Origin of the sequence: Streptomyces lasalocidi (assembly GCF_005280215.1) — a bacterium.
GTDB classification, from domain to species: domain Bacteria; phylum Actinomycetota; class Actinomycetes; order Streptomycetales; family Streptomycetaceae; genus Streptomyces; species Streptomyces longwoodensis.
In genome coordinates this window covers 7,383,868-7,410,346 of the sequence record NZ_SZNQ01000001.1, presented here as the reverse complement: position 1 = coordinate 7,410,346, position 26,479 = coordinate 7,383,868, and the positions used below count along the sequence as shown (strand labels likewise).

At 73.7% G+C, this 26,479-nt stretch carries 27 protein-coding genes and 2 pseudogenes; 11 read left to right on the top strand and 18 right to left on the bottom strand.

Translation table 11 applies throughout. The features are described 5' to 3' along the window. Positions 1–141: 141 nt before the first annotated feature. Positions 142–510 carry a hypothetical protein gene (locus tag E4U91_RS33500; protein ID WP_137310286.1) on the top strand — a complete coding sequence of 123 codons (369 nt, stop codon included), beginning with the start codon at positions 142–144 and terminating at the stop codon, positions 508–510. Positions 511–570: 60 nt separating this feature from the next. Here the strand turns inward: E4U91_RS33500 and E4U91_RS33495 are convergent, their stop codons facing one another. The 4 genes and pseudogenes from E4U91_RS33495 to E4U91_RS33480 form a co-directional block, all read right to left on the bottom strand. Further along, positions 571–930, bottom strand: a complete 360-nt coding sequence (locus E4U91_RS33495) for a DUF1295 domain-containing protein (RefSeq protein ID WP_137311139.1) — start codon at positions 928–930, stop codon at positions 571–573. A 62-nt stretch (positions 931–992) separates the two neighbouring features. Beyond that, positions 993–1,232, bottom strand: a pseudogene (locus tag E4U91_RS39295) (SAM-dependent methyltransferase); the annotation flags it as partial. 280 nt (positions 1,233–1,512) lie between these two features. After that, a complete protein-coding gene (locus E4U91_RS33485) occupies positions 1,513–2,172 on the bottom strand; it encodes a fasciclin domain-containing protein (RefSeq protein ID WP_137311138.1) in 660 nt (219 codons plus the stop codon). Between the two features lie 97 nt (positions 2,173–2,269). After that, the gene (locus E4U91_RS33480) at positions 2,270–3,898 is read right to left on the bottom strand and encodes a sulfite oxidase (RefSeq protein WP_137310284.1); all 1,629 of its coding nucleotides are present in this window, start codon (positions 3,896–3,898) and stop codon (positions 2,270–2,272) included. A gap of 229 nt (positions 3,899–4,127) precedes the next feature. Between E4U91_RS33480 and E4U91_RS33475 the strand changes: the two genes are divergently transcribed. Beyond that, on the top strand, positions 4,128–4,685 hold the full coding sequence (locus E4U91_RS33475) for a phosphatase PAP2 family protein (protein WP_137310283.1): 558 nt from the start codon (positions 4,128–4,130) through the stop codon (positions 4,683–4,685). A 37-nt stretch (positions 4,686–4,722) separates the two neighbouring features. On the opposite strand, the gene E4U91_RS33470 is transcribed toward E4U91_RS33475, so the two are convergent. Next, positions 4,723–5,469: a phosphotransferase family protein gene (locus E4U91_RS33470; protein ID WP_137310282.1), complete on the bottom strand. Its 747-nt coding sequence runs from the start codon at positions 5,467–5,469 to the stop codon at positions 4,723–4,725. A gap of 282 nt (positions 5,470–5,751) precedes the next feature. Here E4U91_RS33470 and ku point away from each other — a divergent pair, with 282 nt between their 5' ends. Next, positions 5,752–6,930 carry a non-homologous end joining protein Ku gene (ku, locus tag E4U91_RS33465; protein ID WP_137310281.1) on the top strand — a complete coding sequence of 393 codons (1,179 nt, stop codon included), beginning with the start codon at positions 5,752–5,754 and terminating at the stop codon, positions 6,928–6,930. 9 nt (positions 6,931–6,939) lie between these two features. Here ku and E4U91_RS33460 read toward each other — a convergent pair whose 3' ends face one another. The 4 genes from E4U91_RS33460 to E4U91_RS33445 form a co-directional block, all read right to left on the bottom strand. Continuing rightward, positions 6,940–8,163, bottom strand: coding sequence for a low temperature requirement protein A (locus E4U91_RS33460; protein ID WP_137310280.1), 1,224 nt, complete (start codon positions 8,161–8,163; stop codon positions 6,940–6,942). A gap of 219 nt (positions 8,164–8,382) precedes the next feature. After that, a complete protein-coding gene (locus tag E4U91_RS33455) occupies positions 8,383–8,787 on the bottom strand; it encodes an STAS domain-containing protein (protein ID WP_168218217.1) in 405 nt (134 codons plus the stop codon). 144 nt (positions 8,788–8,931) lie between these two features. Beyond that, complete coding sequence (locus E4U91_RS33450) at positions 8,932–9,948, bottom strand: zinc-binding dehydrogenase (protein WP_137310278.1); 1,017 nt, start codon at positions 9,946–9,948, stop codon at positions 8,932–8,934. 62 nt (positions 9,949–10,010) lie between these two features. Further along, a complete protein-coding gene (locus E4U91_RS33445) occupies positions 10,011–10,373 on the bottom strand; it encodes a MerR family transcriptional regulator (protein ID WP_137310277.1) in 363 nt (120 codons plus the stop codon). Between the two features lie 110 nt (positions 10,374–10,483). Between E4U91_RS33445 and E4U91_RS33440 the strand changes: the two genes are divergently transcribed. Then, a complete protein-coding gene (locus tag E4U91_RS33440) occupies positions 10,484–10,918 on the top strand; it encodes a VOC family protein (RefSeq protein WP_137310276.1) in 435 nt (144 codons plus the stop codon). 77 nt (positions 10,919–10,995) lie between these two features. Here the strand turns inward: E4U91_RS33440 and E4U91_RS33435 are convergent, their stop codons facing one another. Continuing rightward, positions 10,996–11,538 carry a GNAT family N-acetyltransferase gene (locus E4U91_RS33435; protein ID WP_137310275.1) on the bottom strand — a complete coding sequence of 181 codons (543 nt, stop codon included), beginning with the start codon at positions 11,536–11,538 and terminating at the stop codon, positions 10,996–10,998. A 90-nt stretch (positions 11,539–11,628) separates the two neighbouring features. Beyond that, on the bottom strand, positions 11,629–12,084 hold the full coding sequence (locus E4U91_RS33430) for a MarR family winged helix-turn-helix transcriptional regulator (protein ID WP_137310274.1): 456 nt from the start codon (positions 12,082–12,084) through the stop codon (positions 11,629–11,631). Positions 12,085–12,147: 63 nt separating this feature from the next. Between E4U91_RS33430 and E4U91_RS33425 the strand changes: the two genes are divergently transcribed. After that, complete coding sequence (locus tag E4U91_RS33425) at positions 12,148–12,912, top strand: alpha/beta fold hydrolase (protein WP_137310273.1); 765 nt, start codon at positions 12,148–12,150, stop codon at positions 12,910–12,912. On the opposite strand, the gene E4U91_RS33420 is transcribed toward E4U91_RS33425, so the two are convergent. Then, positions 12,892–13,488 (bottom strand): TetR/AcrR family transcriptional regulator, encoded by a 597-nt coding sequence (locus E4U91_RS33420; protein ID WP_137310272.1) that lies wholly within the window; start codon positions 13,486–13,488, stop codon positions 12,892–12,894. The two genes, E4U91_RS33425 and E4U91_RS33420, sit on opposite strands and share 21 nt — an antisense overlap. Positions 13,489–13,616: 128 nt before the next feature. On the opposite strand from E4U91_RS33420, the gene E4U91_RS33415 reads away from it, so the two are divergent. Continuing rightward, on the top strand, positions 13,617–14,621 hold the full coding sequence (locus tag E4U91_RS33415) for an NADP-dependent oxidoreductase (RefSeq protein WP_174867900.1): 1,005 nt from the start codon (positions 13,617–13,619) through the stop codon (positions 14,619–14,621). Between the two features lie 28 nt (positions 14,622–14,649). On the opposite strand, the gene acs is transcribed toward E4U91_RS33415, so the two are convergent. Both acs and E4U91_RS33405 read right to left on the bottom strand, forming a co-directional pair. After that, a complete protein-coding gene (gene acs, locus E4U91_RS33410) occupies positions 14,650–16,668 on the bottom strand; it encodes an acetate--CoA ligase (protein WP_137310271.1) in 2,019 nt (672 codons plus the stop codon). After that, positions 16,665–17,312, bottom strand: a complete 648-nt coding sequence (locus E4U91_RS33405; RefSeq protein WP_137310270.1) for an acetate uptake transporter — start codon at positions 17,310–17,312, stop codon at positions 16,665–16,667. Before E4U91_RS33405 ends, acs begins: the two co-directional genes overlap by 4 nt. A gap of 261 nt (positions 17,313–17,573) precedes the next feature. Here E4U91_RS33405 and uppS point away from each other — a divergent pair, with 261 nt between their 5' ends. Both uppS and E4U91_RS33395 read left to right on the top strand, forming a co-directional pair. Then, positions 17,574–18,404: a polyprenyl diphosphate synthase gene (gene uppS / locus E4U91_RS33400; RefSeq protein ID WP_137310269.1), complete on the top strand. Its 831-nt coding sequence runs from the start codon at positions 17,574–17,576 to the stop codon at positions 18,402–18,404. A 98-nt stretch (positions 18,405–18,502) separates the two neighbouring features. Then, entirely contained in the window at positions 18,503–19,915 is a 1,413-nt protein-coding gene (locus E4U91_RS33395; RefSeq protein WP_241678922.1) for an oxygenase MpaB family protein, read from the top strand. Positions 19,916–19,992: 77 nt separating this feature from the next. On the opposite strand, the gene E4U91_RS33390 is transcribed toward E4U91_RS33395, so the two are convergent. Beyond that, positions 19,993–20,538 carry a DUF3566 domain-containing protein gene (locus tag E4U91_RS33390; protein WP_168218216.1) on the bottom strand — a complete coding sequence of 182 codons (546 nt, stop codon included), beginning with the start codon at positions 20,536–20,538 and terminating at the stop codon, positions 19,993–19,995. Between the two features lie 362 nt (positions 20,539–20,900). Further along, positions 20,901–21,485, bottom strand: a complete 585-nt coding sequence (locus tag E4U91_RS33385; protein ID WP_174867899.1) for a helix-turn-helix domain-containing protein — start codon at positions 21,483–21,485, stop codon at positions 20,901–20,903. Between the two features lie 145 nt (positions 21,486–21,630). Here E4U91_RS33385 and E4U91_RS33380 point away from each other — a divergent pair, with 145 nt between their 5' ends. The 3 genes and pseudogenes from E4U91_RS33380 (at position 21,631) to E4U91_RS33370 (ending at position 24,265) form a co-directional block, all read left to right on the top strand. Next, positions 21,631–22,278: an FMN-binding negative transcriptional regulator gene (locus E4U91_RS33380; protein ID WP_137310265.1), complete on the top strand. Its 648-nt coding sequence runs from the start codon at positions 21,631–21,633 to the stop codon at positions 22,276–22,278. Positions 22,279–22,358: 80 nt separating this feature from the next. Next, positions 22,359–23,067 (top strand): annotated as a pseudogene (locus tag E4U91_RS33375) (B3/B4 domain-containing protein). Between the two features lie 187 nt (positions 23,068–23,254). Beyond that, a complete protein-coding gene (locus E4U91_RS33370; protein ID WP_137311136.1) occupies positions 23,255–24,265 on the top strand; it encodes a PucR family transcriptional regulator in 1,011 nt (336 codons plus the stop codon). Here the strand turns inward: E4U91_RS33370 and E4U91_RS33365 are convergent. Both E4U91_RS33365 and E4U91_RS33360 read right to left on the bottom strand, forming a co-directional pair. Next, positions 24,222–25,835 (bottom strand): flotillin family protein, encoded by a 1,614-nt coding sequence (locus E4U91_RS33365; protein WP_241678770.1) that lies wholly within the window; start codon positions 25,833–25,835, stop codon positions 24,222–24,224. The genes E4U91_RS33370 and E4U91_RS33365 overlap by 44 nt on opposite strands. Before the next feature lie 81 nt (positions 25,836–25,916). Next, a complete protein-coding gene (locus tag E4U91_RS33360; protein WP_137310264.1) occupies positions 25,917–26,432 on the bottom strand; it encodes a hypothetical protein in 516 nt (171 codons plus the stop codon). Positions 26,433–26,479: the final 47 nt, after the last annotated feature.

Below are 26,479 nucleotides of genomic sequence, written 5' to 3'. Positions count from 1 at the left end.
TGTCGGCGGATGGGGGCCGTGACGCACGTGAGGGCGGAGTTTCTCCGTCCCGCCGTCATCCGTCGCGGCGCCCGCTTCGAATACCTCGCATCCGGCCCGTGAGCCGGGGATGCATTCGACCACCGCCTAGGAGACAGAGTGATGCGTACATCCATACGAGTGCGGCAGCTGCTGGCCGGAGCGGCCACGACGGGCCTCCTGGCCGGCGGTGCCGCTGTCGGCCTCGCGGGCACCGCGAGCGCCTCTCCCGCGCCGGCATCCGTCGTCAGCGGTACCCAGCACCACGCCACGTGCCAGTGGCACAAGGGCCACTGGGAGAAGAAGTGGGTGAAGGCCCACTGGGAGAAGAAGCCGGTCCACCACAAGACCTGGCATCCCGGCCACTACGACCACCACGGCACGTGGCACAAGGGCTACTGGGAGGACAACTACTCCTACACGTGGGTCTACGTGCCCGCCCACTGGGAGCACCACTGGGTCAAGGGTCACTGGGACTGCCGGCACCGGTGACCGCGCGGGCATCACGGGGGGCCGCGGTGGCCCGGGTCACCGCGGCGGCCGGCCCGCGGATCAGCTCCGGCGCGGCAGCCGGGGGAAGAAGCCGCTGGTGCGGGCGGCGTGCGCATCCCAGCCGGGGCGCGCGGCCATGTGCCGTTCCAGGAGCCGTTTGCCGCTTCCCCCGATCAGGAGGACGCTCATCACCAACGGCGGGACGAGGGACACCGCCGCCGCCTGCCGACCGCCGTCGCAGGCGATGAGGAACAGTCCCCACCAGACAGTGACCAGCCACCGCCTGCCCGGGTCGCCGTGGCCCTGGGAGAGGCCGAAGGTCACCACGGCCACGGCGGCGAAGGCGGCACCCCCGGCGACGTCGACCACCCGGTGCACGTCCAGGTTGAGGGCGAGGGCGAAGGTACCGAGCATCACCATCAGCGCGGTCGCCGCCGTCCAGCCGAGGCCGGCGGCGAAGGCGTCCCAGGCGAGCGCCGCACTCACCGCTCCAGGTGCCGATGCCAGCCGGCCGCTTCCGTCCCGGTCATGCCACTGTCACCAGTGGCGCCCGGACGCACGGCGAGGAACTGGTCCGCCCCCATGCGCCCTTCCGCGAAGGCCAGGGCACCGCCGACCAGGTACAGCCGCCACACCCGGGCCGTCTCCTCCCCCACCATGCGGACGAATCGCGCCCAGTGTTCCTCCTGCGTGCGGTGCCAGGCGTCGATGGTGCGCACGTGTCGGCGAGCCGGTGCGCGGCACCGGAACGGGCGGGGGCGCGGACGGTGGTCATCGGGCCGGGTCCTCCTTGGTGGTGTCTCCCTCCCCTGACACGTGAACGGCATGCTCAGAGGGCTGGTCGGCGTGCCGTGGGGTCCGCCGACCAGCCCTCTGGCGAGGGGCATCCGTCAGGCCCTACCGGTAGGGCCTGACGGATGCCCCGCTGGAAGGACGCACGCCGCCCGGGCCGCTCCCGTCACGGCGGCCGGGTGGGGCGTGCGTCCTCCGGTCCCGGTGGTGTCAGCTCTGGGGCATCAGGACCGTGTCGATGATGTAGACGTTGGCGTTGGCGGTCTTGACGTTGCCGCAGACGACCTTGGCGGAGTCGTTCACTGTGTAGGACTCGCCCGAACCGGCCGTCGTGACCTTCGACTTCTCCAGCGTGTCGAAGGAGCCGTTCTCCAGGTCCTTCGGAGTGAGCTTCTGGCCCACGACGTGGTAGGTGAGGATCTTCGTCAGCTGCGCCTTGTCGTTCAGGACCTTGTCGAGGGTCGCCTTCGGGATCTTGGCGAAGGCGTCGTTGGTCGGCGCGAACACGGTGATGTCCTGCGCGTTGTTGAGGGTGTCGACCAGGCCGGCCTTCTGCACGGCGGTCACCAGCGTGGACAGGGCCGGGTTGTGGGAGGCCGCGGTGGCGACCGGGTCCTTGGCCATGCCGTCGAAGGAGCCGGCGCCGTCCTTCGGCACGGCGGAACACGCGGGGCCGAACGGCTGGTCCATACTCGCGGAGGCCGTCGAGCCGCCCATGTCGTCGCTGCCCCGGGTGGCGGACGCCGACGCCTTGCTCGACGAGCCGGACGCGTCGGAGTCCTTGCTGTCGCTGGAGCACGCGGTCAGGGCCAGGGGCAGCACGGCGGCCGCGGCGACGAGACCGGCGGTACGACGGATACGGGTGTTCATCATGATCTCCTGTGGGAAGTGCAGCCCGATACGGCTGCGTCGGGGGTGTTGCGGACAGGTGGTTCCGCGGGCGCGAGGGCCCTTGGGAGGGGGAAGTTCAGTCCACGGTCACGACGACGGAGTGCCATCCACTGGCCCCGTCGGGGACGGTGCGGGCGCGTCTGTCGGTCTGCACCGCACCGGTGCGGTCGGTGGCGCGGACGGTGAGGGTGTGGCCGCCCTTGGTGGACCGCCAGGGGAACGACCACTGGCGCCAGGTGTCGCGCGTGTCCTCGGCGGCCAGGTCGGCTTCCTGCCACGGGCCGTCGTCGACGCGGACCTCGACCTTGTCGATGCCCCGGTGCTGGGCCCAGGCGACCCCGGCGATCATCACCGTGCCCGTCCTGGGACGGGCGAACGGCTTGGGGGTGTCGATCCGGGCAGCCGTCTTGACCGGGGCCCTGCGGGCCCAGCCGCGCTTGACCCAGTAGGGGTCGTAGGAGTCGAACGTGGTCAGCTCGATGTCCTTGATCCACTTGCAGGCCGAGACGAACCCGTACAGGCCCGGGACGACCATGCGGACCGGGAAGCCGTGGTCGAAGGGCAGCGGCTCGCCGTTCATGCCGAGGGCCAGCAGGGCGTCGCGGCCATCCATGACGTCCTCGACGGGGCTGCCGATCGTCATGCCGTCCACCGACCTGGACACCAGCTGATCGGCCGGCCCGCCACGGGACGGGGGCTTCACCCCGCACTCGGCGAGCAGGTCGGCCAGCCGTACGCCGGTCCATCGGGCCGTGCCCACGTACGGGCCACCGACCTCGTTGGAGACGCACGTCAGGGTGATGTCCCGCTCGACCAGCTCCCTGCGCAGCAGGTCGTCGAAGGAGTAACTACTGGGCCGTTGCACGCCCTTGCCGTGGATCCGCAGCCGCCAGGCGGTGGCGTCCACCCGGGGCACCACCAGCGCGGTGTCCACCCGGTAGAACTCCGCGTTGGGGGTGACGAAGGGGCTGAGGCCGGGGATGCGGAGCCCCGCCCCGCCGGGGAGCGGCCGCGCCGGTGACCTGGGCGACGGCAGCACGATGTTCTCGCGGGAAGCGATCGCGTCCTGGCCGCGCGAGGTGGTGAGGGTCCGACCGACCGTGCCCACCGCGGCGGAGGCCGCTGCCGCGGAGGCGGCCGCGAGGACGAACCCCCGCCGGTCCCAGCCCGCGGGGACGGACAGCCCGTCCCCCGTCTCCTCGGCGGAGTCGGATGCCGGCGTCGCCGACCGCCCCGCCGCGGTCAGGCGCCCCACCAGCACGTACAGGAGCAGCGCCCCCGCCACGGCGCCCACGACGGAGGGCAGCGCGTCGACGGGGCCGGTGGAGTCCGGCCGGCTGACGGCGGCTGCCGCCCCGACGGCTCCGAAGAGGAGGACCCCGGCGGCTCCGACCCGCCGGTACCGCAGCGCCAGTACGCCCAACGCCAGGGCCAGCAGCGCCAGCACGGCGAGGATGCCGAGCTGCAGGACGAGTTTGTCGTCGGTGCCGAAGTGGCGGATCGCCCAGTCCTTGACCGCGGCGGGCGTCGCGTCGATGGACGCCCCGCCCACCGCGATGACCGGACCGGACTGCGGACGCACCGCCGCAGCCACCGGTTCGGCCACCGCCAGCGCGGTGAAGCCGGCCAGCACCCCGCTCAGCGCAGCCAGCGCCGGACGGGGCCACCCTGGCCGTACTCGCCGGTCCTTCTCTTCGTTCCTCACGCGGGGAATCCGGTTCTGCCCGCGCGGCGGATTGGTCGCAGACCTGATCGGGTGGAAAAAGATCGCAGACCAATCCGCCCGGTGTTCCGCCTCGGATCACCCAGTTGGCCACGGATGGTCGCCGTGTCGGCCGGTGAGGCGGCGGAACGGGCACACGGAAGTCCGGTGTTGGCGCGCACCGGGCCGTTCAGCCGTGATGCAAGCCGCTGACCTGGGGTACCGGCAGTACATGAGACTGTTGGACCAAGTACGCGACACCGACCGGAAGCTGACCAAGCGGGCGGCTTCCCGTGTCCCGGCCGGGCCGGCGAAGGTGCTGTCGGCGGTCGAGGAGGCCGCGGAGAGATCGAAGTTGTGGTGCGCTGCGGCCGGGGTGATGGCCTGGCGGGGCGGCCCGCGGGGTCGCAGGGCGGCAGCCGCCGGCATCGCCGCGGTCGTGGTGGCGCAACTGGTGTCCAACGGCGTGTGCAAGCAGGTGACCGGCCGGCGCCGGCCGCCCAAGGAGTGGATCCCGCACGACGAGGTCGAGGACCGCCCGGACTCCTCGTCCTTCCCCTCCGGACACACCGCGGCCGCCGTGGCGTTCACCGGGGCCGTCGCACCGGCGTGGCCGGTGGCCGGTGCCCTGTGCGCGGTGCCGGCGGCAGCGGTCGCCGTCGAGCGGGTGCAGAGCGGCGCTCACTACCCCAGCGACGTCGTGGCCGGCGCCGCCATCGGCCTGGCCACCGCCTGGCTGGTCCACCGTGCTCCGCACCTGCTGCGCCGCCGGCTCCTCAACGGGCTCTGACGACCCCGCGACTCCAGCGGGTGGGGCCGCCGCGGCCTCACATCCGGGATCTCAGCGCGTCGACCTCACAGCCCGGCGCGAAGGGGTCGAAGCCCTGCTCGATCAGCGGGCGGACTGCCAGCAGGCTCCGCAGCGACGACCACCCGTGGATCACGTCGAGGTCGACCCCGGTGCCGTAGCCGGCGAGGACGTCGCCGAGGTGTTCCTCGTGGCCGAGGACGAAGGTGGCGAGGTCGTACAGGGCGTCCCCCCGGCCCGCCTCTGACCAGTCGATGATGCCGGTGACCTCGTCGCCGTCGAGGAAGACGTGCGCGATCTGCAGGTCGCCGTGCGTGAACGCGGGAGGGAACGGCCGCAGCGCGGCCTCGGCGACCTGGCGATTGCGGGTGACCAGGTCGGCCGGCAGGACGCCGTTCGTCACGAGCAGCTCGCACTCGTCGGCCAGCTCCTTCGCCCACGCGTCGATGCTCCGGCCCGCCCGGCCGGGCCACGGCGGCGGCGGAGCGTCGTGCAGCTTCCGGAGGGCGGCGCCCGCCGCGGCCCACGCCGTCGGCGACCCGGTCACCGGCCCGCCGAGGCGCCCGAGCGTCGTCCCCGGGAGTGCGGCGGTCGCGAGCACGGGCGGCTTGCGCCACAGGACCTCCGGGGTCGGCACCGGCGCGAGGGACATCGCCTCGACCTCGACGTCGAGGCGCGCCTGATCGGCGTCCACCTTCAAGAACACGTCACCGACGCGCAGCGTCGCACGCTCGGCATGGGCCACGACGACCTCGACCTCGTCCATGGGCGACCAGTATCCCGAGGACGATCGCCGACGTCGCCCCGTTTGTCGCGTGCGATCAGGCAGCTGACCGTTTCTCGCCGTCTCGCCGTCTCGCCGTCTCGCCGTCCCGGCGGCCTCGGTGCCGCCGGGGCAGGCCTACCGGCGGTCCACCACCGTTCGGGCGGCCCGACGCGCGGGGGCGCGGCGCGGGTGCGAGCGTGGAGGGACACAGGCACCCGCGCCGGCAGCGGGGCGGACACGGCACACCCGCGGCCGGGCGGGCGGACAGGACGGAGCGGCGGCATGGCTCGGGCGATCTGGACAGGTGTCATCACGTTCGGACTCGTCACCGTGCCCGTCGGCCTGTACACCGCCACCCAGGACCACGCGGTCCACTTCCACCAGCTCCAGCGCGGCACCTCGGACCGCGTCCGCAACAAGCGGGTCAACGAACGCACCGGCGACGAGGTCGACTCAAAGGACGTCGTCAAGGGCTACGAGATCGACGACGGCCAGTACGTCGTGGTCGAGCCCGACGAGCTGGACGAGATCGCCCCGGGCCGCTCGAAGACCATCGACATCAGTGACTTCGTCGACCTGGACCGCATCGAGCCGGTGTACTTCGACCGCACGTACTACATCGCGCCGCGCGGCAAGGAGTACACCGAGGTCTACGAGCTGCTGCGGGCCGCGCTGGCCGAGGCGGACAAGGTCGGCATCGCCACCTTCGTCATGCGCAACAAGCAGTACCTGACCGCCCTGCGCGCCGAGGACTCGGTACTGGTGCTGCAGACCCTGCACTGGGCGGACGAGGTCCGCGACCCGGGACAGGAGCTGCCCGAGCTGCCCACGTCGCGGGCCGGACGCGGCAAGCAGATGGACATGGCGCTCCAGCTGGTCGACGCCCTGAGCACCGACTGGGAGCCATCCCGCTACCGGGACACCTACCAGGAGAAGGTGCGCGAGCTGGTCAGGGCCAAGGCGGAGGGCGAGGAGATCACCGGTGGGGAGGAGCCGCCGCAGGCCACCAACGTCATCGACCTGATGCAGGTGCTGGAGGGCAGCCTCGAGTCCGCCCGGTCGGGCCGTGCCGGACGGTCCGACCGGGCCGAGCGCGCCGGGAACGGCGAGCGCGACACGTGTGACGACCGCGGCGACCGCGGCGGGCGGGAGTCGGCCCGCGACGAGGGCGGGAAGAGCGGCGGGCGCACGGCCGGCCGGGCGTCGTCCGGCACGAAGAAGAAAGCGCCGGCGAAGGCCCCCGCGCGCCGCCAGGCCCCGCCCCGCACAGCCGGTGCCGCCTCGGCACGGGCCCGCGGCCGCACCCCCGGCACCAAGAGCGAGCTGCGCAAGCTCAGCAAGGCCGAGCTGTACGAACGCGCCACCGAGCAGAACGTCGCGGGCCGGTCGAAGATGAGCCGCGACGAGCTCGTCGACGCCCTCGCCCGCGGCGGCACCCGCCGTAAGAAAACCGCCGCCTGACCCGGGTCCTCACGTTCCGGCGCCGTCCGCCGCGTCGGGGGTTGCCCGGCGCCGCCGCACGAGCAGCTCCGCCGCGGACAGCCAGGCGATGGACGCGGTGATCAGCCAGACCTGGCGGACGGCCGACTCGGAGTCGGCGGTGGCGGCCACCACGGCGCACAGGGCCAGTGCGGGCAGCACGCCGACCAGCAGCCACCTCCCGGCCCGGGGCGCCGTACGGGCCCGTACCGAGGCCGCGATGACGACGTACACGCCCGCGCCGGCCGCCATGACCCAGCTGCTCTGCTCGTGCAGCGGCCCGTCGAGGCCGGCGACGACACCGCCCAGACCCGCGGCCAGCGCCGCCAGGGATGCCGCGGTGCAGCAGTGCAGGGCCAGGACGGCGGCGGAGACCGGAGTGCCGGGGGGCAGAAAGGGCACGCCATCGTGGCCGCGGCGCAGGCACAGCGACCACAGGAGGGTGAGCGTGAGGAAGGCCGCGGGCGCGGTGAGGTGCAGGTCCCGGTCCCAGGGCGTGTCGGAGGCCTCGACGAGCTGGTAGACCCCCTCGCCCAGGACGATGAGGATGAACAGCCCGAGCCGTTCGGCGAGGTGTTCGTTGTCGAGGTGGGCCGTGGTCACGGGAACGGGACCCGCGGCGCCGTGGTGCTGCCGGGACGGCGGACGCCGAGGCGCGGGAACGACGTGCCGGATCCTCCGGCCGACCGGGACCGCCAGCGAGATCACGAGGTCCAGCAGCAGGCCCACGGTCCACAGCCACAGGCGCGCGCGTTCCTCGACGGCCCACAGGGAAGCGATCCACGGTGCCACGCCGACGGTCAGACGGGCGGCGGGCCAGCCCTCCACCCGCTGGTGCCGCTGCTGCCAGACCCGGTTGGCGAAGAGCCGAGCGACGACGTAGGCGAGGGCGAACGCCCGGGCGTGCTCCCCCTCCTGCACGCCGTGCACCGCCGCGGCCATCACGGTCAGCCCGAACATGCCGAGCAGCAGCGTGCGGGTCCTGGTCTTCTCGGCGGCGACGTCGCCGTAGAGGGTGTTGGAGATCCACGCGGTCCAGAAGGCGGCGAAGAGGACGGCGTAGACGGCCACGTCCTGTGCGTCGGGTCCGCCCCGCAGCAGCCGGGCCAGCTGGGCGACCCCGGCGACCGCGACGAGGTCGAAGAACAACTCGAGCCACGAGGCGTGTCGGGCACCGGCCGGCGGCACCAGGGGGAGGGACGACGTCCGTTGCATGGCCCGACGGTAGTTCCTGGGGCGGTACCGTCCGGGGCGGCGCGACACCGGCCTGCGCGGTTCGGCGCGCCGTGTCGGCCGGTCCCTCTCCTGGCGCGGTCAGCCGCTTCCCGATGGCGGACGCACGCCGCCGCACGTTGGACACATGCCCCGCACCTCGGACGCACGCCGCCGCACATCAGACGCACGCCGCGCACGTCACGCGCAGCCCGCCGCGCGTCAGGCGCTCTCCGCGTCCGTCGTGCGCGGTGCGGGCCGGCCTGGCCGCTGCGGGGTGTCGCGGAGCCGGCGGGCGTGGGCGACGGCTTCGTCGAGGGTCACGGTGATCAGCAGGACCGAGTCGAGACCCAGGATGCCCATGCGCCAGCGCAGGTGCTCGTCGGGCACGGCCAGCACCAGCGCGCCCCCGATGTCGTTCAGGCGGTGCCAGAAGGTGAGCAGCACGGTGAGGCCGCTGGAGTCGACGTAACACTCCGGCGAGGCGGCGAGGACCAGGTAGCGGCAGCCCGCGTCCAGCAGGCGGTCGCCGGCGGCACGGACGTCGGAGCTGGTGAACAGGTCGACGTCGTCGGGCAGCGCCGCGACGACGAGGTCGTCGCTGCGGTCGATCAGGCGAAGTTCCACCAATCCTCCTCTCGTGCTCGGTCCGCCCCACCCTAACCACCGTTGCGGCTGCGGCGGCCACGGTGTCCGCGGTCGGGCACCGCGGCTTCTCATTCTGGCGGATACCCGGCACCTCGCCCGTTGCACCCGGTACAGTGAAGCTTCTCAGCTCCAGGGATCGAGGGCGTGCTTGCCGCGGGTGCGGCCCGCCGCGAGGAGCCGCAGCACCTCCGGCCCCTCGGCCAGGGGGTGGACCTGGGGGGTGCCGGGCGGGTAGACGCCCCGGGCGATGAGCCGGGTGAGGTCGTCGAGCAGGGACCGGTGGAGGGCGGGGGCCGCCGTCGCCAGCGCGCCGATGTGCAGGCCCTTGATCTGCACCTGATGCGTGAAGACGAGGTCGTGCGTGCTGACGGTGACGTCGCCGGACGCGGCGCCGAACACCACCACGCGCCCGGTGAACGGCTTCGTGACCGCCAGACTGGCCTGGAACGTGGCGCGTCCCACCGACTCCAGGACCAGGTCGACGCCGCCGGTCCGGCGGAGGATCTCCTCGGCCAGGTCGGGCCGCGCGCCGTCCAGCACCTCGTCGGCGCCGAGCGCCCGGACGGTGTCGTGCTTGGCCGGTGACGCCGTGGCGACCACGCGGGCGCCGTAGTGCCGGGCGAGGCGGACAGCCGCCTGTCCCACGCCGCCGGCCGCGGCGTGGACGAGCACCACGTCGCCGGCCCGCACCTCGCCCAGCGGCTTCAACGCGGCCAGCGCGGTGGCCCAGTTGAGCACGAGACCGAGCGCGGCGGCGTCGCTCCAGCCCGCGGGGACGGGGAACACGCCCTCGGCCGGCATCGTCATGTACTGCGCGAAGGCACCCGGCCCGGTCCCGACGACGTGGGTGCCGAGCGGCAGGGCCCCGCCGATGTCCGGGCCGGCCCCCACGATCTCACCGGCGGCCTCGAAGCCCGCGACGTACGGCGCCCGCGGGCCGGACCCGTAGGTGCCGTGACTCTGCATGACGTCCGCGAAGTTGACCCCGGCGGCGCCCACCCGGACCAGGTACTCGCCGGGTCCCGCCGTGGGACGCGGCAGTCCGGTCCTCAGCGCCAGGTCCTGCGGTCCCCGGTGCGAGTGCTGGACCAGGGCCCGTACGGTCTGCTCGGCGGCCTGCCGCCGCTCATCGTTCTCCATGCGCCGCACCGTAGGACCCTGACATCCGCGTGAAGGTCAAGTCGGCCCCGCGGCCGGGTGCTTCACGGCTGTGGCGCCGCCCTCCGCACCTCGCGCAGGTAGGCGTCGAGGGCCGCGCGCTGCTCCTCGAGTCCGGCGATGCGCGCGGCCAGACCGTCGCGGTAGCGCTCCACCTCCCGCACGAACTCCGCGCACACCGCGGCCGGTTGCCCGACGGCCAGGTGCGGCAGTACGTCCCGCACCAGCCGCAGGGGCAGCCCGGACTCCAGCAGCGAGCGGATGACGCGGACCCGGTCGAGGGTGGACCGGCAGTAGTCGCGGTACCCGTTGCCGCGGCGGCCCGGGACGATCAGCCCCTCGTCCTCGTAGTACCGCAACGACCTGGCGCTCACGCCGCTGACCCGGGACGCCTCACCGATCCTCATGCTGGGCACAACACCCGTGCGCCGCGGGGTCTTCCGGCTCCGGGACGCGGGCGGCGGGCGGCCCGGAAATTGGCGGGTCGCCCTTCCAGCTCCCCTGCTACGGTGCCCCCATGGCAGCGATCAAGAAGGTCCAGGTCACCTTCGACTGTGCGGAGCCCGAGCGCGTCGGCCGCTTCTGGTGCGAGGTCCTGGGATACGTCCCGCCGTCACCGCCGGAGGGGTTCGCGACCTGGGACGAGTACAACGCCTCGCTGCCGCCCGAGGAGCGGGGTGCGTCGTTCTCGTGCAGTGACCCCACGGGGGTGGGCTCGCGGCTGTACTTCCAGCGGGTGCCCGAGGGGAAGGTCGTCAAGAACCGGGTGCACCTCGACGTGCGGGTCGGCACGGGCCTGGTCGGCGACGAGCGCGTGGCCGCGCTGGAGGCCGAGTGCGCCCGCCTGGTCGCCCTCGGCGCCACCCGCTTCCAGCTCCTCCTGGCCGACGAGAACAACGAGTCCTGCCTCGTGATGCAGGACGTCGAGGGCAATGAGTTCTGCCTGGACTGAGCTGTCTGGCATGAGCCCCGCACCCTCACCGGACCGGGCGTCGCGCGCTCGCGGCGCCCGGTCGGCCGTTGCTTGCCTCAGCCGCGGTCCAGCCCCCACGTCTGCAGGGCGAACGGCCGGCCCTTCTCCTCGCCCGTGATCAGCGGTACGTCCAGCAGCCGGAAGCCCGCCTTGGTGGCGACCGCGACGCTCGCCGCGTTCTCCGCCTCCAGCTCCAGGACGACCCGCTCCGCGCCCAGTTCCTCGAAGGCGTACGCCGCCATGACGCGCACCGCCCGGACCGCCAGGGCCTGGCCGCGGTGCGCCGGGCCGATCGCGTAGCCGAGCTCCGTGCCCTCCGAGGCGCGCCGCAGCATCACCTCGCCGAGGGGCGCCCCGCCGTCGACGGTGACCGCGAGCAGCATGGCCGTGCCGTCCGCGCGCAGTCTCCGGTCCCGGTCCAGACGGGCCCACGCGGCCTCCTCGTCGAACGGGGAGACGATCGGGGTCCAGTACGCGATGTCGGGGTGGTCGAACAGCGCGGGCATCGCCGGCACGTCCGCCTCCGTCCAGTCCCGCAGGACGAGGCCCTCCCCCGTGAGCCGGATCCGCTCGGGGAACGGGGACGCGGTGCTGCTCATGCTGGGGGACCTCCCTGGCCGGTGTGAACGAGGCAGGATAACCGGGGGGCGGGTGGGGGGCCGCCGCCCGGTCCGCGGCTCCGGCCGCGGTCAGCTCCCCGGCGCCCGCACCGGCGACGCCTCGGCGCCCTGCCGCGCGCCGCCCTCGATCTTGTGCAGCAGCCCCAGCAGTGCCTCCCGCTCAGCTGCCGTGAGCGGTTCGAAGCACTCCGCGAGCACCGCGTCCGCGACCTCGTGGCCGTCCCTCAGGCGCCGTTCGCCTTCGGGGGTGAGGTGGTGCGCGATGCGGCGACCGTGTCCGGCGCGGCGGTCCACGAGCCCCTGGGCCACCAGTCGTCCGGCGAGCGTGCCGAACGCCTGCTCGCTCTGGAACGTGGCCGCGGCCAGCTCCCGCGCGCTGGCACCCGGCGCCCGGCTGATCGCGCGCAGCGCGTCCCACTGGGCGAGCGTGCTGCCGACGGACGCGAGACGGCTGTCCAGCGCCCGGTGCTGGCGGTACTGGACGGCCTTCACGGCCCGTCCGAGGATCTGCAGTTCAACGGCCATGGAGTCAGGCTAACACTCCGACTAAACTTGCTTAATTAAATATGCTTAGTTACTGTCGCCGACATGACTCCACTGACGCTCACCTCCCACGGCCCCGCCACCGGCCGCCCCGTCCTGGTCCTGCACGGCGGGGGTGGCCCCACCACCGTCGCCCCGCTGGCCGAGCACTTCGCGGCCACCGCGCAGGTACTGCTCCCCACCCACCCGGGCTGGAACGGCACGCCCCGGCCCGGCCACTTCCTCCGCGTCGCCGACCTGGCCGCCGCCTACCTCGACCTCCTGCGGGAGCGGGACCTGTCCGACGTCCTGGTCATCGGCTCCTCGCTCGGCGGATGGATCGCCGCCGAGATGGCGACCGCGGACACCGGGAGCCGGATCAGCGGGATCGCCCTGGTCGACGCGGTCGGCATCGACGTCGACGAGGCACCGGCCCAGGACTTCTTCGCCCTGGACGCGCGAGGGGTGGCCGAGCACGCCTACCACGATCCGGACCGCTTCTACCGGGACCCGGCGACCGTGCCCGCCGAACAACGCGCCGTCATCCAGGGCAACATGGCGAGCCTGCGCCTCTACTCCGGCGGCCCCGCCATGAGCGACCCCACACTCCGGGCCCGCCTCGGGGCCGTGACCGTCCCCACGCTCGCCCTGTGGGGAGAGAGCGACCGCATCGTGACGCCGACCTACGGCAGGGCGTACGCCGCGTCGTTCCCGGAGGCCCGGTTCGAACTCGTCGCCGAGGCGGGCCACTTGCCCCACCTCGAACAGCCGGAGCGCACGTTCGCGCTCCTCGACGCGTTCGCCGCGCGGTCAGCCCTGCTCCACCCCTGATCCGCCGGACGCGACCCGGCCCACGCCCCCGACACCCACCAGCACCGCCCCCGCCACCACGTCGAAGAGGCGGTCGGCCCTGGGCGCGAGCGACGGCTGGTCGCCCAGCCACGCCAGCATGGCGATCAGCGCGAACAGGTCGTCGCCGTCGAGGTCGTCGCGCGCCAAGCCCGCGGCCTGGGCGCGGTGCAGCAGCCGGGCGCCGGCCGCGCGCAGGGTGACGCACGAGGCGTGGAGCGCGGAGTCGGGGTCCTCGATGGCGGCGGCCATCAGCACGGTCGCGCCCCGGTATTCCGTCGTCCACGCCACGCAGTCCCGCACCCACGAGACGAGGGCGTCCTCGGGCGAGGCCGACGCCTCCAACTCCCCCGCTTTCGCGGTCATCCCCTCGAAGCTGGTGCGCAGCAGCGCGTCGAGCAGCGCCTCGCGTGACGGGAAGTGGCGCAGCAGGGTCGCGAGGCCGACGTCGGCGCGGCGCGCGATGTCCCGCAGTGACACCTCCACGCCCTGCTCAGCGATGGCGCCGGCCGCCACGGCGAGCAGGTGGTCGCGGTTCTTCCTGGCGTCGGCACGCATCGTTCCCCCAGTCCTCTCGATCCCTCTTGCTGTCCGGATCAGTGGTCCATATATTCGGATCAGTGGTTCACTTATGTGGACCGCCGATCCGGATGAGCGTATCCCCGTATCCCGTGCAGGAGGAAACCATGTCGAAGTCCACCATGAAGGCCGTCCGGCTCCACGCCCACGGCGGTCCCGAGGTGCTGCGGTACGAGGACGTGCCGATCCCTGAGCCCGCGCCGGGCGAGGTGCTGGTTCGAGTGCACGCGGTGGGCGTCAATCCCCCGGACCGGTACCTGCGCGACGGACTGACCAGCGTGCCCGGTTCGGACGCGACGGTCACCCTGCCCGTGATCCCCGGGACCGATGTGTCGGGCGTCGTGGAGGCCGTGGCCGCGGACGTGGACGGCCTCGCCGTGGGCGACGAGGTGTTCGGACTGCTGCGCTTCCCCGGCTTCGGGGGCAGCGCGTACGCCGAGTACGTGGCCGCGCCCGCCGCGCACCTGGCGCGCAAGCCGGCCGGCGTCGACCACGTGCACGCCGCCGGGGCGCCCATGGCCGGGCTGACGGCGTGGCAGTTCCTGATCGAGGGCCACGACCGTCCCTCCCCCTTCCAGGACGCACCGCACCGCCCGGCGCGGCTCGACGCGGGCACGACCGTGCTCGTCAACGGCGCCGCGGGCGGTGTGGGGCACATCGCCGTACAGCTGGCGAAGTGGCAGGGGTCCCGGGTCGTCGCCGTGGCGTCGGGCGGCCACGCGTCGTTCCTGCGCGAGCTCGGCGCCGACCGGTTCGTCGACTACACCGAGGAGCGCGCCGAGGACGTCGTCCACGACGTGGACCTCGTGCTCGACACGGTCGGCGGCCCCGGCAGCCGGCGGTTCCTGCGCACGCTCCGGCGCGGCGGCTCCCTGTTCCCCGTCCTGCCCGGGGTCTTCGACGAGGCGGAGGTCGACGGGCTCGGCGTGACGGTCTCCAGCGCCCAGGTCCGCTCGGACGGCGCCCAACTCGCCGAGCTGGGGCGGCTGCTGGACGCGGGGACGGTCCGGGTGGCGATCGACAGCACGTACGCGCTCGCGGACGCCCGGGCGGCACACGAGCGCGCCGACCGGGGTCACCTCCGGGGCAAGATCGTCCTCACGATCGCCTGAACGCCCCGGACCTGCTCCCCCGCCGGACCTACGCCTCCTCCGCTCCGGCGCCTCCGGCCGCGCTCCCCGTGCCCCCCGACGGCAACCGCTCCCGGATCTCGTCCATCACCGAGGAGTCCGTGAGGGTCGTGACGTCGCCGAGGGCGCGGTTCTCGGCCACGTCCCGCAGCAGACGGCGCATGATCTTGCCGGAGCGCGTCTTGGGGAGCTCCGCGACCAGCAGGATCTGGCGCGGCCTGGCGATCGGACCGATCTCCCGGGCGACGTGGGAGCGCAGTTCGGCGGCCACTTCGTCCGCGCCGGCCGAGCCGTCGGTGCCCGGAGCTGCCCCGTCGCCGCGCAGGATGACGAAGGCCACGACGCCCTGCCCGGTCGTCGGGTCGGCCGCGCCGACCACGGCCGCCTCCGCGACCCGGGGGTGGGAGACGAGCGCCGACTCGACCTCCGTGGTGGAGATGCGGTGCCCGGAGACGTTCATGACGTCGTCGACCCGGCCCAGCAGCCAGATGTCGCCGTCCTCGTCCTTCTTGGCGCCGTCCCCGGCGAAGTACAACCCGGGGAAGCGGGACCAGTACGTGTCGACGTACCGCTGTTCGTCGCCCCAGATGGTGCGTAGCATCCCCGGCCACGGCTCGGTCAGGACCAGGTAGCCGCCGGCGCCGTCGGGCACCGGTGTGCCGGTGTCGTCGACGACGTCGGCCGCGATGCCGGGCAGGGGGCGCAGGGCCGAGCCCGGCTTGCACACGCTCACCCCGGGCAGCGGGCTGATCATCTGGGCGCCGGTCTCGGTCTGCCACCAGGTGTCCACGACCGGACAGCGTTCGGAGCCGATGTAGCGGCGGTACCAGACCCACGCCTCCGGGTTGATCGGTTCCCCGACCGAGCCGAGCAGGCGCAGCGACGACAGGTCGAACTGGGCCGGCACGTCGGCGCCCCACTTCATGAAGGTGCGGATCGCGGTCGGGGCGCAGTAGAGGATCGACACGCGGTACTTCTCGACCAGCTCCCACCAGCGGCCCTGGTGCGGGGTGTCCGGTGTCCCCTCGTACATCACGGAGGTGACGCCGTTGGCCAGCGGGCCGTAGACGATGTACGAGTGGCCGGTGACCCAGCCGATGTCGGCCGCCGTCCAGAACACGTCCCGGTCGGGCTTGACGTCGAACACCGCCCAGTGCGACCAGGCGACCTGGGTGAGGTAGCCGCCGGTGGTGTGCAGGATGCCCTTGGGACGGGCGGTCGTACCGGAGGTGTACATGATGTACAGCGGGTGCTCGCTGTCGAACGCCTCGGCCTCGTGCTCGGCGGGCTGGGCGTCCACCAGGTCGTGCCACCACACGTCCCGGCCGTCGGTCCAGTCGACCTCCTGCCCGGTGCGGCGGACGACGAGCACGCTGCGTACGTCGGGGCACTCCCGCACCGCCTCGTCCACGGCGGGTTTCAGCGCGGAGGGCTTGCCCCTGCGGTAGCCGCCGTCGGCGGTGATCACCACGTGGGCGTCGCAGTCGAGGATGCGGCCGCGCAGCGCGTCGGCGGAGAAGCCGCCGAACACCACGGTGTGCGGGGCGCCGATGCGGGCGCAGGCCAGCATCGCCACCACCGTCTCGGGGATCATCGGCATGTAGACGGCCACCCGGTCGCCGGTGCGCACGCCGAGTGCGCGCAGCGCGTTGGCCGCCCGGCAGACCTCGGCCGTCAGCTCCGCGTAGGTGATCGTGCGGGTGTCGCCGGGCTCGCCCTCCCAGTGGAAGGCGACCCGCTCCCCGAGGCCGGCCGCCACGTGCCGGTCCAGGCAGTTGTACGCCGCGTTCAGGCGCCCGCCGGTGAACCAGCGGGCGAACGGGGCACGGCTCCAGTCGAGCACCTCGTCGAAGGGCCGCGCCCACTCCAGCCGGCCGGCCGCCTCGGCCCAGAAGGCCAGGCGGTCGGCGTCGGCGCGCGCGTAGTCCGCCGCGGTGGCGTTCGCCGCGTCGGCCAGCTCCGGGGGCGGCGGGAACCGCCGCTCCTCGTGGAGCAGGTTGGAGAGCGTCTCGCCACCGGAGCCGGTCATGCGTGGGCTCCGAAGGGTCCGTGGTGGCGCGTGCGTCGGGAGCGCAGGAGGTCACCGAGGTTCGGGAAGACCGGCAGGACGGCACGCCGGTACGTGGAGTTGGTGACGCCCGCGAAGGAGGCGTACCAGGCGCACACGGCCGTGATCAGACCGAGCCAGCCGCCGGCCTTCACCGTGTTGGGCGACTGCGCGAACTCGGCGACGCACAGCACGACGAACGTCGCGGACAGCATGACGAACACCGCGAGGATCGCCCCGGTCGTGCGGGTCGCGGCGACGGTCATGTAGACCGTGAAGACGGCCCACACCAGCAGGAACAGCCCCGTCGCCTGGTGCGCGGTGGACACCGGCAGGCCGGGCGCGACGAACTTCGCGTAGGCGGCGTACGACAGCCAGAAGGCGCCGAAGGAGCCGAACGCGGTGGCGCCGAAGGTGTTGCCCTTGCGGAACTCCCACATGGCGGCGAGGAGTTGGGCGAGTCCGCCGTAGAAGAGCGCCAGCGGCAGGACGACGGCCACCAGCCGCTGGTCGGTGATGAGGTGCGCGTTGAACGTGCTGAGGACGAACGTCGTCGCGGCGAAGGCGGCGAGACCCAGAGGGCCGGGGTCGCCGATGGTTCCTTGGTCGGTGGTCGGGGTGCCCATGACACCTCCTCCTGTGATCCACGTCACAAGACGATCGATTCCATTGTAGGCACCACCCAGCCGTGCCGATCCCTCCCGCAGGCCCGCTCATCAGGCCCGGACCGCGGGTCGGGCGGACGCGCCGGGCGATCGTCTCGGACAGAGGTGCGACGGGTGAAGTGTCACCGGTCGGGCCGGCTGTTCCCACCGGCGCTGGCACCCTGGGGGAAGTGGCCGCAGCAGGGCGGTGAGCTGCGGTGTCGTCGTCATGGGGGGGCGGTCATGAGTGTGCGCAGGACGCCTCGGCACGTCGCCTGTGTGATGGACGGCAACGGGCGGTGGGCCGCGCAGCGGTCCTTGCCCCGGACGTCGGGGCACCGCGCGGCCGAGGCCGCGGTCATCGACGTGATCGAGGCGGCCCGCTCGGCCGGCGTCGGATGGCTCAGCCTGTACGCGTTCTCCACCGAGAACTGGAGCCGTCCCAGCACGGAGGTCGGCTTCCTCATGCAGCTGGTGCGCCGCGTCGTCCGCAAGCACGCGGCGCTGTTGCACGCGCGCGGCATCCGCTGCCGCTTCCTCGGGGTCGGCGACCCGCGCGTGCCCGAGCCTCTGGCACGGGACTTCGCCGACCTGATGACCCTCACGCGGAACAACCGGGGCATGACGCTGACCGTCGCCTTCGACCACGGCGGGCGCCGGGACATCGTGGCGGCCGCGCGGTCCCTGATCCGCAGCGGAGTCCCCGCCGACGCCGTGACCGAGGAGAGCTTCGCCGCACACCTGCCCTTCCCCGACACCCCCGACGTCGACCTGGTCATCAGGACCTCCGGCGAACAGCGCATCTCCAACTTCATGCTCTGGCAGGTCGCCTACGCCGAGTGGGTCTTCCCGCAGGTGCTGTGGCCGGACTTCCGCGCCGGGCACTTCCTCGACTGCCTGCACACCTACCAGCGGCGCGAGCGTCGCTTCGGCGGCGTCCTCCCCGCGCAGGGCCATGGCCCGGGGGAGGGATCGAGGCGGGACGGGGGCCAGGGCCCCGGCCGCGGCCAGCCACCGGGCCCCGCCCCGGACCAGCCCCCCTACCAGCACCAGAACGGAGCAGACCGAACGTGACCCACGCAGACGACGGTTCCCCCGACAGCCCCGGTGCCGACACGACGGACCACGACCGCGGACCGTCGGGCCCCGGCGCCGGGGAGGCGACGCACCCGCTGTTCGGACCCGGTTCGGAGTTCCACGAGTTCTTCCACGATCCGCGCTGGGCCCTGGCCATGATCCGGGCGACCGTCCTGGAGGCCGCCCACCCGCAGGTCGGCGCCGCCCTGATCGACAACTCGACGTTCGTCGCGCACCCCTGGCGGCGGCTGCGCAACACCCTCGTGAGCCTCCAGCGCATGTGGGGCGCGGACGAGCAGGCCCGCCAGCGGGAGGCGGCACGGCTCAACCGCCTGCACGCCCGCATGAGCGGCGCCGACGACCGGCACCGCCCGTACGACGCGATGGACCCCGCCGCACGCGCGTGGGTGGTCGCCACCCTGTTCGAGAGCACCGTGACGATGTGCCGGCTCAGCGGCCAGCCCCTCGAACAGGACGTGATGGAGCGCCTGTACCGGGAGTTCCGCGGGTTCCTCGCCGCGCTGGAGGGCCACGCCGACCACCTCCCCGCCTCGCTGACCGACTTCTGGCGCTACTACGACCGGATCGTCGAGGAGGAGCTCGAGAACACGGAGGCGATGCGCATCGTCCTGTACAAGCTGTTCGACCACCTCCCGGCCCCCGCCCTGCTGAACGGACTGCCCACCCTGTGGGCGGCGGGCCGTGCCGTGGTCGGCCCGGTCGTCGGAGCGGTCACCGTGGCGTCGCTGCCCGAACCCTTCCGCCGACGCGCCGGGCTGCCCGAACTCCCCGGCGCCCCGACCCTGATGCAGGGCGCCTACCTGGCCGCCGGCCTGGCCCGCGTACTGCCCGAGAGCTGGCGCAAGCCCGAGGCCATCACCGATCTGCTCGCCCTCTCCCCCGGCAGCGACGACCCGCGCGCCCGCACGGTCGGCGCCCTGCGCGACGCGATGAACCGGGCCGGTGCCCTCATCCGGCTCATCAGCCCCCTGCCCCCCGACCCGGAGCCGACGGCGGCGGACGGCGGACAGCGGCGCGGCGCGGAGGAGTTCTTCGCCGAGGTGCTGGACCAGACCGGCAACGGCTACCTCGACTGGCCCGACCTCGCCGCCATGGCCCGCGAGCTGTCCACCCGCCTGGACCTGGACGAGCCCGAGGAGAACCGGCTCTACGACGCCTTCGCCGCGTGGTGGCGGGAACTCCAGGCCGCCCTCGACACCGACGGCGACGGCCGGGTGAGCGCCCAGGAGTACGCGGCCGCCGTACCGTCCCTCGCGGGGCCGGCGCTGATCAAGGTGGCCGAGGTCCTCTTCGACGTCACCGACAAGGACGGCAACCAGACCATCGACGCGGAGGAGTACCGCGCCCTGTTCCGCACCGCCTTCCACCGCGACACGGCCGCCTCCGGGACGACGTACACGCGCAGCGCCTTCGTCAAGGACTTCGTGTCCTTCATGACCGGCCGCCGCCACTCGTCACCGTACGACCCGCTGCTCGCCCAGGCGTGAGGCACCCGACGGGACCGGTCCGGGCGTGAGATGCGGCGCGGCCGGTCCCGTCGGACGCCCCCGGCCGGGCCGGGCCGTCAGTACTCGGCGGCCCGGACGCCGGCCACCTGCCGCACCTGGACGCCGGCGGGGGCGGCCGGCCGCAGGCGGGCGGCGGCGTACCGGTGCAGGGTGGCACGCAGGCGCCGGTACTCCCGCAGGGTCGTGACCTCCACGGCGCTGGGCCCCTCGCTGTCCCGCACCCTGAGGTGCACTCCGCCGGTGCAGCGGGAGGCGAGGTTGTAGAAGTACGCGGCGGCGGTGGCCAGGGCCGTCCCGAGGACCACCTCGACCATGAGGGTGACGGCGAGGAAGGTCAGCCCCCAGACGGGCGAAGGCCCCGCCTCCGGCTTGGGGTTCAGGAAGTCGATCACCACCCAGGTGAGAGAAGCCGCCACCGCCAGGCACACGCCCAGGGCGAGACAGACCAGGGCGCTGGTGGCCGCCACCGACCACAGGTCGAGCTGCGTCAGCTGCCGGCCGGACCGGGAGGGGTGGGCGGTCGTCCCGCTCGGGGGCGCGAGGGGCAGGGCCGGGTCCCGCACGGGGAACGAGTCGGCCGCAGGAGCGGAGTCGGGAGCCACCACCCGTACGGCCGGGGCGACGTGCGCCGACCGGGCCACCTGAGCCGGAGGGGTGACCCGGGGAGCCGGTGCGGCCGGGGCTGCCGTACCGGGCGGCCGTGGGCCGCCGTGGGGTTCGGGCCGGGCGCCGGATCCTTTCGGCTGCCTGCGCGTGTTCCTACCGCGGGCGCTCTTGGCGCGGCCCATGCCGGTCTCCTCCCGTGTCGACGCCCCAGCCCGACCTCTTCACCGGCGGGACGGTTCGACGGTAGGTGCGGGCGCCGGGTCCCGCATCCCGGCCCACGGCTCCGCCGGCCCCTGGGTCCACCGTGTGGGTCAGCCCGGGGCGCCTGCCCGTGCTCCCCTGCCCGCCCAGGGGCGGTTCAGGTCGTGGAACCGGGCCCCGGCGGCAGGTGGACCGTCATGACGAGGTGACAGGTCCGATCGCCCGCACCGCGGTACGTGTGGGACGTACTTCCGTCGAAGGTGGCGGTCTGTCCCGCTTCCACGGCGTGCTCCGTGCCGTCGACGAGCAAGGTCATCCGGCCGGCGGTCACACTGACGGTCTCCACCACCCCGGCCTGGTGCGGGTGGCTCGGGTACTCCTCCCCCGGTTCCAGCCGCCAGCGCCACACCTCGACCGGGGCCGGCCCCGAGGTGGTGAGCATCAGCCGTGCCTCGCTCCCCCGCTCCCCCGTCCACAGCGGCGCCACGGCGTCCGCGGCCACCACCCGGACGCGTCCCTCGGGAGGCCCCTGCATGAGGGCGGACACCGAGATCCCGAGGGTGTCGGCCAGCCGGACCAGGGTGGCCAGGTTGGGGTTGCCCTGGGCCTTCTCCAGCGCCACCAGCGCGCCCTTGCTGACCTGGGCCCGCCGGCCGAGTTCCTCCAGCGACAGGCCCGCCCGGGTGCGCGCCGCCCGGACGTTGTGCGCGACCGTCCGCAGCGTCGCGGCCGTCTCCGCCACCTGGTCACCCCTCCTCGGTCCTGCATGTGTGCGGACCATTCCACTGCACCGCCCGGTCGTTCGATTGTCAGGCGGCGGTCGTTCTGTTGTACGGTCTGGTCGTTCGGATGGATCGTACGGGATGGACGGCAGGGAGGAGCGCGGCATGCTGGTTCACCCCTGGGACGCGAGCCTGGACGACGGCGAGTGGCAGCGCTGGATCGCCGACGGCCACGACTTCGGGCTGCTCGTCGTCAACGGGACGCCCGGCCGGCCGCCGCACACCGTCCCCACCCACTTCGCCTGCGACGGACCGCGGCTCCTCGTGCATCTCGCCCGCCCCCACCCCGTCTGGGAGGCGATCGAGCACGACCCGGACGTCGTCCTCACGGTCATCGGCGACTACGCCTTCGTGCCCGGCCCCTGGCGCGCCCCGGCGGACACCCCGCCGGCCGACGGCGTGCCGACCAGCTACTACTCGGCCGTCCGGTTCACCTGCCGCGCCCACGTCGTCGACGACCCGGAGGACAAGGCCGACCTGCTGCGCCGCCAGCTCGCGCACTTCCAGCCGGACGGCGACCACGCCCCCGTCGCCGTGGACCGGCCCCCGTACGGCCGGATGCTGTCCGGCATCCGCGGGCTGCGACTGGACGTCATCGACGTGCTGGCCAAGTTCAAGTACGACGACCACAAGCCCGTCGAGCACCGCACCGCCGTCGCCGACCACCTCACCGCCCGCGGCCAAGGCCTGGACGTACCCGCCGCCCGCCGGCAGCGCCGCCGCCTGGACCGCATCGGCCGCTGGACGTCCTGAACCGCCCCGCGACACCCGCGACCTGCCCCCCTGCTCGGACTCCCGCACCCCTCCGACCCGCACGGAAACGGAACGCCCCCATGCCCGCCTTCCGCCTCGGCACCGCCGTCGCCGACGCCTTCCCCGGCACCCTCATCGCCCTCGTCACCGCCACCGGCCTGCGCGGCCGGGAAACCCTGGCCCCTGACCGCCGCCGCCGTCGAGGAACTGGAACAGGGCCTGGCCGACGGCTCCTGGGCCCCCGCCGACGAGACCGACCCCCGCATCGAGGCCTGGCACACCGCCTACCGTTCCTTCGGCACCAACCCCCGGCGCGTGAGGCCCAGCGTCGACGCGCTCGGCCGCCGTCTCGCCAAGAAGGGGTCGCTGCCCCGGATCAACCCGGCCGTCGACTCCTACAACGCCGTCTCCGTGCGGCACGGCCTGCCCGCCGGCGCGTTCGACCTCGACCGGGTCCAGGGCGACGTCGTCATCCGCCCGGCGGACGGCACCGAGACCTTCACCCCGCTCGGTGAACCCGACACCGTGGAACACCCCGGGCCCGGCGAGGTCGTCTACGTCGACGCGGCCGGTGTCCTCACCCGCCACTGGAACCACCGCGACGCCCACCGCACCCGGGTGACCGAGGACTCCACCCACGTGGTCTTCGCCCTGGAGACCCTGCACGCCGAGCGCGACGGCGGCCTCCTGCGGGCCGCGGCCGAGGAGTTGCGGGCCCTGCTCGCCCCGCACGCCGGCACGACGGCCGTGCACCACCTCGACCCGGCCCGCCCGGAGGCCGTCGTCTGACTCCGGCCCTCCGGGCGCGCGGACGACCGACCTCCCCTGGTCGAAGGGCTGCGGCGACGCTCGGTTACGCTCCCGGTGCCGAAGACGCCGGCGTCGCGTCGTCGCGGTACAGGGGCACCGGGGAACAGGGGGCGGCGGCGTGGGCGAGTGGGAGACCGTGCGGCCGTACCTGCGCGGGTACGCGGAGATGCTGACCGGGGTCTCCGCCACCGGGCGCCGTCCCACCCGGGAGGAGCTCGACGAGCGGCGCGCCCTCGGCGAGCGGGCAGCGGAGGACGGGCACAGCCTACGCGCCCTCGTACGGCACCACCTCGCGGCCACCCGGGCCGCCTGGCGCACGGCCCCCGACTCGGCCGACCGCGTCCTGGCCGCCGTCGAGCAGGCCGTCGACGCCTTCGCCGAGGGGTACGAGCGGGCGCAGCGCATGGCCGTGCGCGAAGAAGAGGCCGCCAGGCGGGAGTTCATCGACGACCTGCTCTACGGACGCAGCGACCTGGGCCGCCTCGCCGAACGCGCGGAACGCTTCGGCCTCGTCCTGTCCCGGGCGCACGCGGTCGCGGTCGCGGAGGGACCCGAGGCGTACGACGACACCGCACCGGTGACCCGCCACGTCGAGGCGGCCCTGCGGGCGCGCTTCGGTGACCGGCACATCCTGCTCGCCACCAAGAACGGGCGGCTGATCTGCGTCGCGCCGGGCGACCAGGACGACGTGCTGGCCCACTTCGCCAAGCAGGCCCACGCCGCCACCGACGGCAGCCGGGTGGCCGTCGGGCGCCCCCAGCCGGGCGCGGGCGGGGTCGTGCAGTCGTACGAAGAGGCGCTGAGCGCCCTGGAACTCGCCGGGCGGCTGGGGCTGGAGGAGCCCGTGGTGCGCGCCGCCGACCTGCTGGTCTACCCCGTCCTGGCCCGTGACCGGCAGGCCATGGCCGACCTGGTGCGCAGCGCGCTGGGTCCGCTGCGCGGTGCGCGGGGCGGCCCGGAGCCGCTGCTGCGGACGCTGGAGGTGTACTTCGCGTCGGGCTGCACGGCGGCGGAGGCGGCCCGCCGCCTCGCGCTGAGCGTGCGGGCCCTCACCTACCGGCTGGAGCGCATCCACCGGCTGACGGGCGCCGACCCGGGCGATCCCACGCACCGCTACACCCTCCAGACGGCCGTCATCGGGGCGCGCCTGCTGGACTGGCCCGCGCAGGAGCTCTGACGCGGGCCGGTCCGGCGGGAAGGCCCCGGTCCACCGGCCCGTCAGCCGGTGATCTCCACCTTCCCGTTGAGCGGCGCCGTCCGCTACCGCCACCGGGGGTGCCGACCCGCTGCGTCACGCCCTTGAGCAGTTCCGCGAGGTCGACCCCCGTGGTGGAGCCCAGCAGTTCCAGCCCCTGGGCGACGTTGTCGGCCACCGCACGCGGGATGCGGCTCGCCCCGTCGGTGGAGATGATCGTCATCTTCTCCACCGCGCTCAGCGGCTCGGACGCCTTGGCCACGACCTGCGGCAGCACCTCGACGAGCATCTGCAGGATGGCCGCGTCGCCGTACTGCCCGAACGCGTCGGCCTTCTTGCGCATGGCGTCCGCCTCGGCGGCGCCCTTCGCGCCGATCGCCGACGCCTCGGCCTCGCCCTCCAGCCGCACCGCCTCCGCGATCGCCGCGCGCCGGGCGCGCTCCGCCTCACCCTGCTTCAGGCCCTCGACGGCCCCGGCCTCGGCGAGGGCGCTGCGGCGCTGCTTCTCGCCCTCACCGGTCAGCCGGGCCCGCTCGGCCTCAGCCTGGGCGGCGGCGATCGCGGCCGCCCGCTCGGCCTCGGCCTGCTTGACGCGGGCCACGCGCTTGGCCTCGGCCTCCTGCTCGGCCGCGTACCGCTGGGCGTCGGCCGGCTTGCGGACCTGGGTGTCGAGCTGGCGGTCCGTCAGGGCGGCCTGGCGTTCGGCGACCTTCTCCTGCTGGGCCAGGATCTCCTGCTGCCGTGCCGCCTCCGCCAGCGGGCCGGCGGCCGCCGCGCGGGCCGCCGCCTCGTCGGTCTCGGCCTTGATCTCGGCCTGCTTCAGGTAGAAGGTCCGCTGGGCGACCGCGATCTCCTCCTCGGCCTTCAGCCGGGCCTGCTCGGCCGCGCGTCGCGCCACCGCCTCGGCGATGTCGGCCTCCTGCTTGGCACGGGCGGCCTCGGGACGGCCCAGGTCCTCCAGGTAGGAGCCCTCGGTGGTGATGTCCTGGATCTGGAAGGCGTCCAGCACCAGGCCCTGCCCGGACAGGCTCGCCTCGGCCTCCTCGGCCACCTGTCCGGCGAACGCGGCACGGTCGCGGATCACGTCCTCGACCGACATCCGCCCGACGATGGCGCGCAGCGCGCCGGACAGCACCTCCTGGGTGAAGCCGACGATGCCGTCCTGCTGCATCAGGAACCGCTGGGCCGCCGCCCGGATCGAGTCCTCGGTGCCGCCGACCTTGACGATGGCAACCCCGTCCAGGTTGGCCTTCACCCCCCGCAGGGTGACCGCGCCGCGCACCGCGACGGGGATGTGCCGGGAGGACAGGTCGAGGGTGAACTTCTGCTGCACGAACGGCACGACGAACACGCCGCCGCCGACCACGACCTTCTGACCGCTGTTGTCGGTGAACACCCGGCCGGTCTCCGGGTCGGTGGCCTTCTTGCCGCGCCGCCCCGTGACGATGAACGCCTCACTGGGGCCCGCGACCTTGTAGCGGGTGATGACGACGAGTGCCAGCAGCACGAGGAGTACGACGACCCCCGCGACCGCGACGACGACAGGACTCATGACGATGCCCCCGAATCGACCTAGGACTGGAGAAGAGGAACACAGAGGGAAGGAGAAGAAGGAGTGACGGTCCGGGGCGGCTCAGCGGTCCCGTTCCACCGGGCGGACCACGACCGAGGTCGCCGACGGGGCCGCCTCCACCCACACCTCGGCGCCCCGGGCCACCGGCACCGCGCTGCGAGCCGCCCGTTTCACCGGCTGGCCCGCGAGTGTGAGCAGCACCTCGCCGAAGCCGTTCGCCGGGATGGCGGTCACCACGTTGCCCGAGGTGCCCACGAGGTCGTCGCCCCGCGGGGTGACGGCGGTCCCGCCGTCCATCAGGGCCCGGCTGAAGCGGTACGTCAGCCAGGCCGTGACCAGGCCGCAGACGGCTCCGGCCGCGGTGGCGGCGACGGGGCCGGCGTCCGCCGCGCCGGTGGCGATCGCGCCGCCGAAGCCGGTCATGGCCGTGAACCCGGCCGCGACCGGCAACGACAACCACCCGTCCAGGACGCCGTCCAGCGCACCGTCGAGCACGCCCTCCAGCACCCCGTCGAAGGCCAGCGACAGGGCGAGCAGCACGACCCCCGTGATGCCGATTCCGAGAAACCAGGCCATGCGTGCGTCCCCCTCCCGCCCGTCGCCGACCTCCGACGTGCCGAGAT

Coding starts and splice junctions, on each gene's coding strand:
- E4U91_RS33500 (WP_137310286.1), top strand. CDS start 142: ATGCGTACATCCATACGAGTGCGGCAGCTGCTGGCCGGAGCGGCCACG.
- E4U91_RS33495 (WP_137311139.1), bottom strand. CDS start 930: ATGGTGATGCTCGGTACCTTCGCCCTCGCCCTCAACCTGGACGTGCAC.
- E4U91_RS33485 (WP_137311138.1), bottom strand. CDS start 2,172: ATGAACACCCGTATCCGTCGTACCGCCGGTCTCGTCGCCGCGGCCGCC.
- E4U91_RS33475 (WP_137310283.1), top strand. CDS start 4,128: ATGAGACTGTTGGACCAAGTACGCGACACCGACCGGAAGCTGACCAAG.
- E4U91_RS33470 (WP_137310282.1), bottom strand. CDS start 5,469: ATGGACGAGGTCGAGGTCGTCGTGGCCCATGCCGAGCGTGCGACGCTG.
- ku (WP_137310281.1), top strand. CDS start 5,752: ATGGCTCGGGCGATCTGGACAGGTGTCATCACGTTCGGACTCGTCACC.
- E4U91_RS33460 (WP_137310280.1), bottom strand. CDS start 8,163: ATGCAACGGACGTCGTCCCTCCCCCTGGTGCCGCCGGCCGGTGCCCGA.
- E4U91_RS33450 (WP_137310278.1), bottom strand. CDS start 9,948: ATGGAGAACGATGAGCGGCGGCAGGCCGCCGAGCAGACCGTACGGGCC.
- E4U91_RS33445 (WP_137310277.1), bottom strand. CDS start 10,373: ATGAGGATCGGTGAGGCGTCCCGGGTCAGCGGCGTGAGCGCCAGGTCG.
- E4U91_RS33440 (WP_137310276.1), top strand. CDS start 10,484: ATGGCAGCGATCAAGAAGGTCCAGGTCACCTTCGACTGTGCGGAGCCC.
- E4U91_RS33435 (WP_137310275.1), bottom strand. CDS start 11,538: ATGAGCAGCACCGCGTCCCCGTTCCCCGAGCGGATCCGGCTCACGGGG.
- E4U91_RS33430 (WP_137310274.1), bottom strand. CDS start 12,084: ATGGCCGTTGAACTGCAGATCCTCGGACGGGCCGTGAAGGCCGTCCAG.
- E4U91_RS33425 (WP_137310273.1), top strand. CDS start 12,148: ATGACTCCACTGACGCTCACCTCCCACGGCCCCGCCACCGGCCGCCCC.
- E4U91_RS33420 (WP_137310272.1), bottom strand. CDS start 13,488: ATGCGTGCCGACGCCAGGAAGAACCGCGACCACCTGCTCGCCGTGGCG.
- E4U91_RS33415 (WP_174867900.1), top strand. CDS start 13,617: ATGTCGAAGTCCACCATGAAGGCCGTCCGGCTCCACGCCCACGGCGGT.
- acs (WP_137310271.1), bottom strand. CDS start 16,668: ATGACCGGCTCCGGTGGCGAGACGCTCTCCAACCTGCTCCACGAGGAG.
- E4U91_RS33405 (WP_137310270.1), bottom strand. CDS start 17,312: ATGGGCACCCCGACCACCGACCAAGGAACCATCGGCGACCCCGGCCCT.
- uppS (WP_137310269.1), top strand. CDS start 17,574: ATGAGTGTGCGCAGGACGCCTCGGCACGTCGCCTGTGTGATGGACGGC.
- E4U91_RS33380 (WP_137310265.1), top strand. CDS start 21,631: ATGCTGGTTCACCCCTGGGACGCGAGCCTGGACGACGGCGAGTGGCAG.
- E4U91_RS33370 (WP_137311136.1), top strand. CDS start 23,255: ATGCTGACCGGGGTCTCCGCCACCGGGCGCCGTCCCACCCGGGAGGAG.
- E4U91_RS33365 (WP_241678770.1), bottom strand. CDS start 25,835: ATGAGTCCTGTCGTCGTCGCGGTCGCGGGGGTCGTCGTACTCCTCGTG.
- E4U91_RS33360 (WP_137310264.1), bottom strand. CDS start 26,432: ATGGCCTGGTTTCTCGGAATCGGCATCACGGGGGTCGTGCTGCTCGCC.